At 55.1% G+C, this 13,766-nt stretch carries 10 protein-coding genes; 4 read left to right on the forward strand and 6 right to left on the reverse strand.

Annotation, left to right across the window (positions count from 1 at the left end; all coding sequences use genetic code 11):
* Nucleotides 1–41: 41 nt before the first annotated feature.
* Entirely contained in the window at nt 42–1,628 is a 1,587-nt protein-coding gene (locus JIN85_RS14920; RefSeq protein WP_234047451.1) for a sodium:solute symporter family transporter, read from the reverse strand.
* Nucleotides 1,629–1,748: 120 nt separating this feature from the next.
* On the opposite strand from JIN85_RS14920, the gene JIN85_RS14925 reads away from it, so the two are divergent.
* The 4 genes from JIN85_RS14925 (at nt 1,749) to JIN85_RS14940 (ending at nt 7,412) form a co-directional block, all read left to right on the forward strand.
* On the forward strand, nt 1,749–3,743 hold the full coding sequence (locus JIN85_RS14925; protein WP_200272145.1) for an alpha amylase C-terminal domain-containing protein: 1,995 nt from the start codon (nt 1,749–1,751) through the stop codon (nt 3,741–3,743).
* A gap of 9 nt (nt 3,744–3,752) precedes the next feature.
* On the forward strand, nt 3,753–4,715 hold the full coding sequence (gene hprK, locus JIN85_RS14930) for an HPr(Ser) kinase/phosphatase (RefSeq protein WP_200272147.1): 963 nt from the start codon (nt 3,753–3,755) through the stop codon (nt 4,713–4,715).
* Nucleotides 4,716–4,814: 99 nt separating this feature from the next.
* On the forward strand, nt 4,815–6,533 hold the full coding sequence (locus JIN85_RS14935) for a hypothetical protein (protein WP_200272149.1): 1,719 nt from the start codon (nt 4,815–4,817) through the stop codon (nt 6,531–6,533).
* Between the two features lie 36 nt (nt 6,534–6,569).
* Nucleotides 6,570–7,412 (forward strand): hypothetical protein, encoded by an 843-nt coding sequence (locus JIN85_RS14940; protein ID WP_200272151.1) that lies wholly within the window; start codon nt 6,570–6,572, stop codon nt 7,410–7,412.
* Between the two features lie 15 nt (nt 7,413–7,427).
* Here JIN85_RS14940 and JIN85_RS14945 read toward each other — a convergent pair whose 3' ends face one another.
* The 5 genes from JIN85_RS14945 to pstB (JIN85_RS14965) all read right to left on the reverse strand — a co-directional run bounded on the left by JIN85_RS14945 (nt 7,428) and on the right by pstB (JIN85_RS14965) (nt 13,766).
* The gene (locus JIN85_RS14945) at nt 7,428–10,376 is read right to left on the reverse strand and encodes a PA14 domain-containing protein (RefSeq protein ID WP_200272153.1); all 2,949 of its coding nucleotides are present in this window, start codon (nt 10,374–10,376) and stop codon (nt 7,428–7,430) included.
* 360 nt (nt 10,377–10,736) lie between these two features.
* Nucleotides 10,737–11,348: an HNH endonuclease gene (locus JIN85_RS14950; protein WP_200272155.1), complete on the reverse strand. Its 612-nt coding sequence runs from the start codon at nt 11,346–11,348 to the stop codon at nt 10,737–10,739.
* Between the two features lie 137 nt (nt 11,349–11,485).
* On the reverse strand, nt 11,486–12,166 hold the full coding sequence (gene phoU, locus JIN85_RS14955; protein ID WP_200272157.1) for a phosphate signaling complex protein PhoU: 681 nt from the start codon (nt 12,164–12,166) through the stop codon (nt 11,486–11,488).
* A 29-nt stretch (nt 12,167–12,195) separates the two neighbouring features.
* Entirely contained in the window at nt 12,196–12,978 is a 783-nt protein-coding gene (gene pstB / locus JIN85_RS14960) for a phosphate ABC transporter ATP-binding protein PstB (RefSeq protein WP_200272159.1), read from the reverse strand.
* Nucleotides 12,978–13,766 (reverse strand): phosphate ABC transporter ATP-binding protein PstB, encoded by a 789-nt coding sequence (pstB, locus tag JIN85_RS14965; protein ID WP_200272161.1) that lies wholly within the window; start codon nt 13,764–13,766, stop codon nt 12,978–12,980. Before pstB (JIN85_RS14965) ends, pstB (JIN85_RS14960) begins: the two co-directional genes overlap by 1 nt.

Consider the following 13,766-nt stretch of genomic DNA (forward strand, 5'->3'; position numbering starts at 1 on the left):
ACGAGCGTTCTAACAGAAAATCAGGAGGCCGGTTTTTCGCCTCAAGATTTGCCCGACAAACGTCGTCCAAACGGGATGCAGGCGAAGCCAAAAGTGATCGCCGCGTTGATCGGGTAAAACCAGGGAAACGCGAAATGCGGGCGCCAGGCAGCCGCGGCTTGCAGAGCATCTTTCAGGTGTAACAGAGCAGCCAAATGATCGAGCTCCGGACGCGCCCAGACGACCAGTAGAACGGATAGGCACACCCCGGCGATCAAGCCTCCCAGGTAGCGCTTGCCGGGCAGAATGGCGCACAGCAAGACGCCCAGCAGCGGTCCATACGTGTAGGCGATCATGCCGAAGGCGAGGTCGATCAAATTCTTCTCATGGGTCTTCTCATATATCTTCGACAAAATGATCGCCACGCCGGACAAAATCACCGCCCAGACAAAAACCGCCAGCCGTGACTGCAACACCATCGCCGGGCCGCTGCCTTCGTGCTCCAGCTTCTCGCGACCATACCAAGCCGATAGGGTCGTTTGCGAAAGCGCGGCCAGCACCGAGTCCAAGCTGGAGATCGCCGCGGCAAAAGCGCCGGCCAAAATCAAGCCGGTGATCCCCGGCGGCAGCACGGTGGTGATCCATACAGGAAACACATAATTCGAATCTTCCGCAAATTTTGCGGCCTCATCCACCGAAAGACCGTGAGTTTTATACCAGGCGAACAAGCCAGATCCCACTGCCAGCATCAGAATAGTAATGATCATCGACACACTGCTCCAGGCCATCGCCTTTTTCGCATCATGCTCGTTTCCACAGCAGAAGATCCGCTGGGCGTTCAACTGATCCGTCCCGAACGCGGTGAAATTCTGGAATGGCATCGCAATCACCCCGACCCAAAAGGTGTATTCCAGCATCGGATTGTCCCAAGGCGCGGTGAAATCGAAGATCCTCATCTTGTCAACCAGCCCATCGGGCCCGATCACGTGGCGGTTGATATCAACCATTGAATCCCAGCCGATATTTCCGACCAACCAGCCGAGCGCCAAAATCCCGCCGAACATGAACACGCCGAACTGGATCACATCGGTCCAAATCACCGTGCGCATCCCGCCCATCAGGGTCCAGACCACCGCAAACGCACCAATCGCGATGATGCAGACCGACATCGAAAGCCCGGTCACGGTTTGCAGAATGATCGCAGTGACCAGCACCCGCACGCTTTGGCCGAGGATCGCGCCGAGCGAAAACAGCACCGTGACCAATCGCCGAACCCCCTCGCCCAGCTTCGCACCCATGTAGTCGTATGGGCTGTAGATTTCGTTACGGAAATACAGCGGCACCAGCCAGTAAGCCACGGCGAAACGTGCGATCATTGAGCCGATTCCCCATTGCAGGTAGGTCCAGTCGCCCTTTAATGCGAAAACCCCGCCAGGGACGGCGATGAATGTCAGCGCGCTGATTTCGGTAGCCAGCATCGAACCGCATACCGCCCACCAGGGCAAAGTCCGGCCACCGAGGAAAAAGTCGCGGATGGTCGCATTCTTGCCGCTCAGCAAGTGGCCGATCCACGTGGTCAAAAGCATGTAAGCGACCACCACGGCCCAGTCCAATCCGGTAAAATGTGTCGAGATGGCACCAATCGTCATGCTGGAAAAGCTAGGTGGCTGCCGCGCCGATCCAAGCGCCAAGTTTCACGGCGGAACGATCCGTGATTTGAAATTCGATTTCTCTTTTACACTTCCCCCATAAAGGCCAATTTCAAAGCAATGCCGGATCAACCTCAACTCATCAAAGACGACCCTTGGCTCGAACCCTTTGAAGCAGCAATCCAGAACCGGCTCGATCGTTTTACCCGCACCCTTGGCGATATCGAAAGCAGCGCCGGATCGCTCGCGGCCTATGCTACCGGCCACAAATTCACCGGTGTGCATTTCCAACCATCCGCAGCGCAATGGATGATCCGCGAATGGGCACCGGCCGCGAAAGCCGTTTCTCTGATCGGCGATTTCAACGGCTGGAACCGGGAAACCCACCCGCTTGCCCCCGCCGGTGGCGGCGTTTGGCAACTCAGGCTCCCGGCCGATTCACTGAAACATGGCCAGCGCGTCAAACTCCACATCGTCGGTGCCGACGGCTCGCGCCGCGATCGCATTCCCGCCTGCATCCGCCGCGCGGTGCAGGACCCGGCAAGCAATGATTACTCGGGGCAAATCTGGAATCCGCCGGAACCCTACGTTTGGCAACATCGCTTCGACCCGTCGGTGATCGAGGCTCCGTTGATTTACGAAACCCACGTCGGCATGGCGGGCGAAGAACCGCGGATTCACACCTACCGCGAGTTTGCCGATCAAATCCTGCCACGCATCGTCGCCGCCGGCTACAATACGATCCAGTTGATGGCCGTGCAGGAGCACCCTTACTATGGCTCATTCGGCTACCACGTTTCATCGTTTTTCGCTCCGTGCTCACGCTTTGGCACGCCGGAGGATTTGAAATACCTGATCGATACCGCCCACGGACTCAACCTCGCGGTGTTGCTCGACATCGTGCATTCGCACGCCGTCAAAAACACAGCCGAAGGGCTCAACGACTTCGATGGCTCCGGCAATCAATATTTCCACCACGGCGGCCGAGGAGATCATCCGCAATGGGATTCCAAATGCTTCGATTATTCAAAACCGGAAGTCCGGCAGTTCCTGCTTTCAAACGTTCGCTACTGGCTTGAGGAGTTCCGTTTTGACGGCTTCCGCTTCGATGGCGTGACCTCGATGCTCTATCATTCGCACGGCAACAAAGCCTTCGGTGATTATGGTGACTACTTCGGCGGCGATGCGGATGACGATGCGATTCTCTATCTACAGCTGGCGGCAAAACTGATCCAGGACTTGAAACCCGGAGCCATCGCGGTGGCGGAAGACATGTCCGGCATGCCCGGGCTTTGCCGACCTTTGCCAGACGGCGGGATCGGCTTCACCCATCGACTGGCCATGGGCATCCCCGACCACTGGATCAAGCTGCTCAAGCACACACGCGACGAGGATTGGGACCTCGGCGAACTCTGGGGCGTCCTCGCAAACCGTCGTTTCGGCGAAGCCACCATTGCTTACGCGGAAAGTCACGATCAGGCGCTCGTCGGCGACAAGACCCTCGCCTTCCGCCTGATGGATAAGGAAATGTATTGGCACATGGGTCTAACCGATCCGGATCCTATCATCGAGCGCGGCATTGCGCTGCACAAAATGATCCGCCTCATCACGCTGGCCATCGGTGGCGAAGGCTGGCTGAATTTCATGGGCAACGAATTCGGCCACCCGGAATGGCTCGATTTCCCGCGCGAGGGCAACGGCTGGTCTTACCATTATTGCCGCCGCCAGTGGTCGCTGGTCGACAGCCCGAATTTGAAATACCAGTGGCTTGCCGCGTTTGACCGCGAATTGATGAAACTCGCCACCGATCGCCAATTGCTCTCCGCCGCACCGGCGCAGCTGCTTTACCTCGATCACGAAAAGAAACTGATCTGTGCCGAGCGCGCCAACCTCATTTTCGTGCTCAACTTTTCCACCGACGGCTCCTATTTCGGCTATCCGCTGCAAGTCCCGGGCATGGAGACGCGGCGAATCGTGCTCGATACCGACCAACCTCAATTCGGCGGCCACGGCCGAATCGACGCCGACTCGGAATACCCTGTCCAAGCCGACGGGATCATGCAAATCTACAGCCCGTCCCGCAGCGGACTCGTCTTCGCAAAAATCCAGTCCTAGTTTCTTTCCATGCCTCCGCGCGTAAAAACCGTCGCCTCCATCACCGTAGGGAAATTTTTCGAACAACACGGCGAAGCACTCGGCCTCACCTTGCACGGCGAGGGAGTCGGATTCGATCGGCCGATCAGCGAACCGGCGATCAATCGCCCGGGACTCGCGCTCGCCGGATTTTTCTCCTACTTCGCCCGCAAGCGCGTCCAAGTACTAGGAAACTCGGAGTTGTCGTATCTGAAAAAACTGCCCGAAGCGATGCGCGGTGACCGATTCCGCCGCATGTGCGATCGCGACATCCCCTGCATCGTCGTCGCCCGTGGCGCGACGCTCGGTGAGGATCTCATGGCCGTCGCCCGCGAGCACGTGATCCCGATTTTCGGCACTTCGCAGGTGACGATGAAATTCCTCAACGCCGCCACCATCCGGCTGGAACACGAATTCGCACCCAGCGTCACCATGCACGGCTGCATGGTCGACATGCGCGGCGTCGGCGTCCTGATCGTCGGTAAAAGCGGCTCCGGAAAATCGGAAACCGCGATCGGTTTGTTAGAACGCGGTGCCTCGTTGGTGGCCGATGACATGGTGCGCATCAAATACGTCGGCGGCGAGCTCGTCGCGACGTCCCCCGACCTTTCGCGCGGCTACATGGAAATCCGCGGCATCGGCATCATCAACGTCGCCAACCTGTTTGGCCTCGCCTCGATTCGCCCGGACAAACGGCTCGATCTCGTCGTCACGCTCAAACCCGCGACCGACCTGAACGAAGTCGACCGGCTCGGTATGCAGCCGAAGACTTACGAAATTCTCGGCCAGCACATCGCCCACGTCGAAATCCCCGTCGGTCCCGGTCGTGACACCGCGCGCATGGTCGCGATCGCCGCGCTCGACCAGCAACTGCGCCGCCTCGGATTCAACATGGCCGACGAGTTCAACCAAAAACTCCTCAGCCACATGTCCACCGGCAAACCCGTGCCGTGAGGGAATTGCGCAGTTTTGAGAGATCTGAGTAAGTGACGATTCCGTCAACATCGCTCCCTCGCCAGGCGGTAGGCTGTTGGGAATTTAGAGTCCTTTCGCATGGAACTCTTTCTCATCGATGCCATCGGTCCGTTTTTCCGGGGATACGACAAGCAACGCATCAACTGGTCGAAAATTCCGTTCCAGCATCTCAAAACCACCGAGCCCGGCCGACGCGAGCAATGGGACCAGATCGCCGAGGATTTGCGCTCCGTTGCCGGGCAAGTCAAAGCCATCGGTTACAATGCCGTCACGCTCGATGACCTCGCGCACCTTGCGCGCCATCCCGCGCACGAGCCGGAAGTTGCCCAGCGAATCGAAGTTTTCCGCGATGAGTTTTCCCGACTTTTCAACATCCTGCGCGATGAGTTCGGGCTCAAAATTTTTCTAACATCAGATGTCATTCCGTCCACCCCGGCAGTCGATGCGATCATCGGCGATGATTCCGGGGTACTCTCGACTTACTACCGGCAGCTGGTTTCCCAGACCTTGGATGATTTCCCTCAATTGAGCGGACTGATCCTGCGCATCGGTGAAAGTGATGGCAACGACGTGCGCGATCCCATTCGCACCCGTCTCCACCTGCGCGGACCGGCGGAGACCAATCGATTCCTGAAAGACATTCTCACCGAATTCGATCAGCGCGGCCGCACCTTGATCCTGCGAACTTGGACCGTCGGCGCACACAAAATTGGCGACCTGATCTGGCATCGGAGAACCCTGGCCAGTACGCTTGCGGGCATCGATTCGCCGAACTTCGTGGTTTCCATGAAACACGGCGAAAGCGATTTCTTCCGCTACCTGCCGCTGAATCGCGCGTTCTTCCGGATTTCGCAGCCGAAGATTCTCGAGCTTCAGGCGCGGCGCGAATACGAAGGTGCAGGCGAATATCCATCGTTCATAGGCCGCGATTGCGAACGCTTCCAGCGCGAGCTTGCTACGGCAGACAACGTAGTTGGCATGTCGGTGTGGTGCCAAACCGGCGGCTGGCATCGGTTCAAGCGGCTCACCTTTTTGGAATCGAACCACCGCGATATTTGGGTGCGCCTGAGCGTGCTCGCGGCAATCGGCATTTTCAAAAACGGGCAAACCGTTGAGCAAGTGATCGGCACGCATTTCCCTGAGAAATCCACTGCGATTCTCGAGCTGTTGCGCGACGCGGACACGGTGGTGCAAGAGATTCTCTACATCGAGGAATTCGCGCGGATGAAACTTTTCTTTCGCCGGGTGCGGATTCCGCCGTTGTTGCATGTCTACTGGGATTCCTTGTTCATCAATCACGCGGTGCGAAAAGTTTTGCGGCATTTCATTCGCGATCCCGAACGCGTGCTGCGCGGCGGCGAAGCGGCGGCCTTGCTGTTTCCACCCATGATCGACAACGCCCGCAAAGCCGGTCTGCCCGTGGATGACATCGAGCACATGCGCGACTTGTTCGGGCTGATCCTGCTCGCGCGCCGCTACTACCTTATGCCCTACGATGAGGAGCTGGGTAAAGAAATCCGCGCCGCGAAAAAGACCTACAAGCAGCGCTGGCCGCGAAAAATCCGCCAGCGCTATCGGATCAAAATTTCCTTCGAGCCGATTCGTCTAACAAGTCGCTCCCTGCGCATCGCGGCTGCGGTTTTGCTTCGCAGGAAACGCGGCTATCGGTTGATCGATCACCTGTTCACCCTGAACTTGCTTGGCGTGGCCTATCGCATCTTTCGACCACGCGACAAACGAGCGATGCCCAAGTTTTTGCGAAAATCCGCGATGGGAGTGGACGCGCTTTTCAAGTAAACTTGAAATCTGATCGAATCCTTGATTGGATCAGTCATGAAGATTCGATTTGCGGCGTTGGCATTCACATATTTGAGCGTTCAATCGGTCTGGAGTGCGCCGCAATTAGAGGTCGATCATCCATTACTTAAGGAACCACCCTATGAAGGTGCCGCCTTGAAGCATTTCGAAACTGGCAACCCGCCACCGTTGACCTGGAGCATCTCAACTCCCTTCTACACTGCGACGATTTACTCCGCTCCAGGGAAAAAAGGGAATCCGCCCACCTATGACTATGAATGGAGCCAGTTGTATTGGTTCATTTTTATGACTGACAAACCGCTTCACGACCTGGCTCCTCAATTCAGCTCGGTGGAAGGACTGCGTATACTTCGCCACGATGACAGTGCGGATTTCCAAGTGCAGTCGGCCGGTTTTATCCTCAACATTCAACAGCAGGAAAAAGGCTGGAAAGTGCTGCAGTGGCGAATCGAAGACACCATACCCGCAGAGAACCCAAGTTGGAGAAAACCGTTGTCGGAAATTGAACCACAGAAGGTGCTGGTCATCGTGGAGCGGAGTGCTGATCCCTCCAGCTTATCCCGTGATTTCATGGCTCAAAACATCATGGGTGGCCACATCGTCCAGTCCTTCCGTTTCATGAGTCAGGACAGCAATAACATTGTGCAAGCACTCACGGAATCCTACCAGGGTGACCATATCAGCAAGGACACTCTAACCCGCCGGAGCCGACTGAAACGGATGCGCGTCGCAGGGACTCGCCAATACAAGCAACTCGTCACGACACAATACTTTGAAGATGGCGAGGAATACACTTCTCAACCATCAACCCAACTATGGGAAGTGGATGACGATGGGACGCGACGTCAGGTCCGTTAGATTGAATCCACTTACTCAGTAGCTGGTACCATCCGGTAAATCGAGAACCACATCATGCAGGAAGGAGCCACTCGTTTTGTTGCGTAGCGAATGAAACAGCAACCAGCCCTCCTCGTTCCGTTGGGTGAGTGGCTGGATGGCTTCATTTTTACCACCAGTATGGGCCGGGAGCCAATTATCCGGATAGTAGGAAGTCAGGTGAGCGGCTCCGCCAGGCACCGGGTTCTCAATCAATACCAAGGTTTCATATCGACCCACCCCTCCTAAACGCGAATCAAATGAGGTTTCGGAATAATTCGACCAGATGATGCTCGACATTAATTCCAGATAACAGGAATGCATCGCGATGGTTCCAACGATAGGGCCATCTTGCTGGGTGCGCATGGGGAGTTCGAAATTCCCTGGAATTTTGGGAATGAGTTCGGCTTGCAGGGAATCATCATTCGCTCCGATTTGAACGATACCCAGCCCATCCAAAACGAGTGGAAACATCGGTGCATCGATCTTCAGACCGGCCTTCCCGGCGCGCGCCCATCCCACATCTTTTGTCTGCACCGAAGGAATGACCAACACGTTCAACTTTCCTGAAATCGTTTTACCACCGTCGCTTGGATCGAAGGTTCCCTGAACTGAAACCATGCCGGACTTTTCGAACTTGTAGATATACGGCGTGTTTTCATTGGCGGTGAAAGATTTGCCAGCAATCACGACCTTTCCTTCTCCAGAAGCTCCATCAGGCCCGGCAGCGATCAATCGCAATGAGTCTCCCTGACGGATGGTGAGTCCGACACCATCAAGAACATTTGTCGCCCCCCATTGAACCTCGGCATTGGGTTGCAAACCTCCCATTTCCGCATCGAAGCGGATCGCCAACGGTTCGCCATTCTCCGGCAACGGAACCTCGGCCCACATTTGATGAGTCCCGAGCAAGCGCGCGGGGATCTTCGTATTTTCACCCGCAATCAGGTCGGTCGACTGTTGCAGACGAGTCACATACTCGACACACGCTGGCGAGGTTGCGCTTTTCCCGGTCCCGCGGATGAAGTGATTCTCCGCAGCCAGCTGTTTTTTAATCGCACTCGTCGCCTCGCCATCCAGAATAGGTGTTTCGGTTAAAGAAAAAAGCCGGACGGTTGATGCTGCATTCATGGCCCGCAGTCTGAGCTTCAACCGATGTTCCCCGGCACTGAGCCATGGTGTTAGAAATCGGGCATTCAATACCGAAAAGGTACGCCCGAAAAGTTGCACATTCGGCAAGCGGACATCATCGATCCACCACTCCGTCTGGTTTCCACGATTGAGGGAAGTCGATACAATTTGAGCATCCGCAGAGATCAAATGGAATCCAGGTTGATCGAATTTGAGGGGCCATTCATAGGTGCCGAGTCCACGCGCGCTGGAAAGAGCATTGGCATTCTCATCCGGATGATCTCCGGGATAAACAGACCAATCTTCATAATGCCCACCGATTTTTTTACTCCATCCGTAAGTCAATGGTTTACCGGAAAAGAGGTCGATCGAATGAGCTTCCCCAGCCACCGGAGTCGAATCAGCCGGCCCGGTGCCTAACAAGTGAACTTCGATGCCATCAGAAATGCCATCGCCATCCGTATCCGCGGTCAACGGATCAGATCCGCAAAGGTATTCTTCACCGTTCTCCAATCCGTCATGGTCGGGATCTCCAAATGCCAAGTGCTCAAGATCCGATCCAGATGTGCTTAAGCCATGGTTCTTTTCCCATTCGTCCGGCAAATCATCTCGATCCGCATCGCCTTCCGCATAGGTAAACGATGACAGCATAGTTAGCGGAACCGATTCGCGCTCACCGTCCGGACGTTTCCACTCGAAGCTCAACCCCGATGGTGAAGTCTCCATGTAGAACAAAATCTCGATGTAATGTCTCGAACCGGCCTGCAACTCGACCGGCGCCGAGAATGGAAAAAGGCCATCGTTTTTCAGATCCAAATTTGAGTGCTCAACCGCAGCACCCGCATCGACAGCAACCGCTTCGCGCAGGGGGGATTGATCAGGCGAAATGAAAAACCGCAACTTGCCATTACCTGTCACCCGGAATTGATAGTTGCCGGAAATCTCTGGCGTCACATACCCACGCAATCGTCTCACCGTCCAAGTGATGTAGCTATTTCCGGAAGCGCCGGATACCAATTTGGTAAACGATGCCGGACGGGGCAGATGATGGTCGGTCGCGCCATCCATCTGGATTTCAGCCTGCCGCCCCAATCCAGTCCAGATTTCTGCCAGCAGTTTCCCCTCGGTGCTTTCCGCAACCAACGGGTCCGTCCCAGCGATGAACTCCATGCGATGGTTCGCGCCATCACCATCCGGGTCCTGAAAGGTGAGAAGATGCTCCGAGTCAGTCAGCTGGGTTTTCTTTTCCCACGCATCTGGCAGACCATTGTCATTTTGATCGGCTGCGGTCGGTTGGTAATCGGTCACCACAGGTTGCCCTTGGTATTTTAGAGGAACAGGAACGACCACCTCTGAACCTGGCAACGACCACCCCATTTCCAAGTGAGCCTGACCGAGATGGTTCATGCCCCAGACCTCGAAATAAACCGATTTTCCCTGTTCCAGGGTGATGAATTCACTCACCTGCCCTTCCCTGGCACCCCAGGCATTTTTCGCGGTGTCGCCACTCATCCGGGCAATCCGCTTGCAGTGAAATGGCGTCGCGTCGTCAGACATTTCAAGGATCGCCATGTCATCTCCAGCGACGGCGAAGCGATACTTTCCAGACACCGGCGGCACCAGACAGCCGCGGATTCGTATCAGCTGATGCTCTTCCACATAATCTCCCGACTGCACGAAATCACCCTGGACCGGTGCCTTGCGGACGATTTTCTCAGCGACAGGCATCATTTCCTCAATGCCTGCGGGAGTGCCTGTTACCGACCAGAATTCCGTTTCGATGGCTTGAGCGGGAGCAGCCCAAAAAAGTGGCAAGCCAAGAATCAATTTAAGTTTCGAGCAACCCCGTAAATCCATGTAAAACTCTTAACGAATGTTGTTTCAGTTTGGCAAGTTCAGGGGTAAATCCCATGAATAAAATTTGCCTTATGCCGACGAAATACGGGCAATCATTCTGTTACCTCATCCCTATCGACCAACCTCCCTGGGGCTTACAACTTTAACAGCCCGCCAGCGGAAACTGCGAATCAGGCAGTCTATATCAAGCGAATCACAGATGAGATGCAGGAGCGCTACCCGTTGATCACAGCGGAGATGGCCAGCATTGGGAAAAAATCGAAGCGATGATCGAGAGTCGTCATCTATCATCAAGTGGCTGCGACTGAAAAATTCCAATCACGCCGACTTTCTCGTCTCACGCTTTCCGTAATTGAGGAAGTGATTCCAGCTCTCGTCACAAAGGCCGTTTTCGATCAGTCCAAAAAGTGGGCGCCACTTCGGGGCGACAGGTTTGCATAGCGGATGCATGCCGGCTTGATCCGGAAGTTTGTTCGCCTTGCGGGTGTTGCAGCGCACACAGGAAGTGACGATGTTTTCCCAGGTCGTGCGACCGCCCTTATCCCGCGGCATCACGTGATCCAGATTGAGCTGATTTTCCGGCAGCACCTTGGTGCAATACTGACAGGTGAACTTGTCCCGCAGGAACACGTTCCGGCGGGTGAATTTCACTTCAAGGCGTGGCAATTTATCGTAAATGCCGAGCACCAAAATCTTGGGCACACGCAAGGCGAGCCTGGCGCCGTGGATCATTTCCAAATCGACGACCTGCCTGGAATGGTTGATCCAGGATCCGAGGTCGTGGGTTTTGAACCGCTCCTCGCCATCGACCTGCACGACTTGTGCGTGGCCTAAACAAAGCAAGTGAACGGCACGTTTGACGGAGCAAGTATGGACCGGTTGCCAAAACCGATTGAGTACGAGCACGGGTAATTCAAGCACGGCTGTCATAACCTTTCCCAGCAATCGCATGGAAGCTATCAGACCCCGCCGCCACGGCAATCCAAAAACCGTGTCAAAGATCTAACAAATCCAGTGATTGGGACAATCCCCCAACCACGATCGCTAGCTCCTTAATTGTCTGAAGCTTACACGTTGCGCTTCGACTCGTGGCGCAGATCTTTGGCAGAGTCCAAAAACACGGCATCCTCGCCGATGTTGGTCGCCAGATCGCCAACCCGCTCCAGAGAACGGACAATCAGAATGAGATGGAGGTAGTCCTGACTACGTCCAACGGATTGCTCAATGCGCGCGCCAAATGTCGCGTTGGCAGCCTTGTGCATTTTGTCCAATTCCTTATCCCGCTCGTGCAACGAAGCACCAAGTTTCACATCGCGATCACTAAAGGCCGCCACGGCATCACGGAGCAAATGATCCGCCAGCGCATAGATCGGCTCGATCAAGGTGCATTCCTGGATTTCCGCCGTTGCGCTGATTTTTTTGGCGCGCTTGGCAATGTTCGTCGCGTGGTCCGAAATGCGTTCGAGGTTCATCGAAATCTTCATCGATGAAATCACCAGTCGCAGGTCCGTTGCAAGTGGGTGAAAGCGGACCAAAATTTCCATCCCCAGCTGATCAATCCGGCGCTCGAGATCATCCACCTCTGAATCATCAGCAATGACGGCATTTGCCAGTTCGGGATTTCGCTCCAGCAGGGATCGCACCGCACGCTCCAGATTGTTTCTGGTAATCGCAGCCATGGACATCACCTGGCCGCGGAGTGTTGATATCGCGTGGTCGAAGTCTCGGAGAATGTGCGGTGTTTGCATCTTGTTAAGTATGGATATGACGGACTGTTTCAGCCAAACCGGCCGGTGATGTATTGTTCAGTTTTCGGATTCGAGGGATTGGAAAAAAGTTTTGAGGTAAAGTCATATTCCGCGACTTCACCCATGTAGAAGAATGCAGTCCTATCAGAAACTCGCGTTGCTTGCTGCATGTTATGTGTGACAATTACGATCGTATAATCACTGCGCAGATCAAGAATCAGTTCCTCGACTGATGCCGTCGCAATCGGATCAAGAGCGGAACAAGGTTCATCCATCAGAATGATTGCTGGTTCCACCGCCATGGTTCTGGCGATGCAAAGCCGCTGCTGCTGGCCACCTGATAGACCGAACGCACTTTCATGAAGCCGGTCTTTGACTTCGTTCCAAAGCGCGGCACCGCGGAGAGCTTTTTCCACTTTCTCGGTGATCACGGCCTTTCGTTTCTCACCTTGAATGCGCAAACCATAGGCGACGTTTTCGAAGATCGAGCGGGGAAATGGATTGGATTTCTGGAAGACCATCCCGATCCGGCGTCGTAGCTCAACCCCATCCACCTCTGGGCTGTGGATTTCAACACCATCGATGCGAATCTCCCCCTTCACCACTCGAGCGTCCGGGATCAGGTCATTCATGCGGTTGAAGCAACGCAGCAAGGTTGACTTGCCACAACCGGACGGCCCGATGAACGCCGTGATCTCATTGCGATGGATATCCAAATTGATATCTTTAAGCGCACGGGATTTGCCATAATGGAAATCGACATCTTTCACTTCGATGGCGACTGGCACGGTGGACTGACTATTCGCACTCATCAGCTGAATCGCCCTGTGATATAGGCCTCGGTTTCCTTTTGTTTCGGGTTCTCAAAAATCTGCATGGTCTCGCCGAATTCGATCAGCCGCCCCATGTAAAGAAACGCCGTGCGGTCGGAGCAACGCGTTGCCTGTTCCATGTTGTGCGTGACGATGACGATGGTGAACTGTTTCTTCAGACTGAGTATCAGCTGCTCAATCTTCAAAGTGGCCAGTGGATCGAGGGCAGCGCACGGCTCGTCCATCAGCAGGATCTCCGGCTGATTTGCGATCGCCCGGGCTATGCAAAGCCGCTGTTGCTGACCGCCGGAAAGCCCGAATGCGGAATCGTGCAAGCGGTCCTTCACCTCATCCCATAACGCTGCGGATCGCAGTGAACGCTCCACGGTTTCGTCCAATTCGGAGCGCTTTGACCGGCCTGCCACCCTCAAGCTGAAGATGACATTTTCATAGATCGATTTTGCGAAGGGATTGTATTTCTGGAATACCATGCCGACTCGTTTCCTCAGCGAGATCACCTCAATCGACGGGTCATACAGACTCACGCCACCGATCCGGATGTCCCCTTCATGTCGCACGCCTTCCACCAGATCGTTCATGCGATTCATATTCCGAAGCAGCGTTGATTTGCCGCATCCTGAGGGACCGATCAAGGCCGTTACCTGGTTTTCAGGAATGGCCATATCAATGTTGAAAATCGCCTGTTTCTCCCCGTAGTGGAAACTGAAGTTATCCACCCGGATGAAGTCCGGTCGTGCGCCTTCGGGAGGTTTTGAAAAAACTGACAT

Source organism: Luteolibacter pohnpeiensis, from assembly GCF_016595435.1.
In the GTDB taxonomy this organism is placed as follows: domain Bacteria; phylum Verrucomicrobiota; class Verrucomicrobiia; order Verrucomicrobiales; family Akkermansiaceae; genus Luteolibacter; species Luteolibacter pohnpeiensis.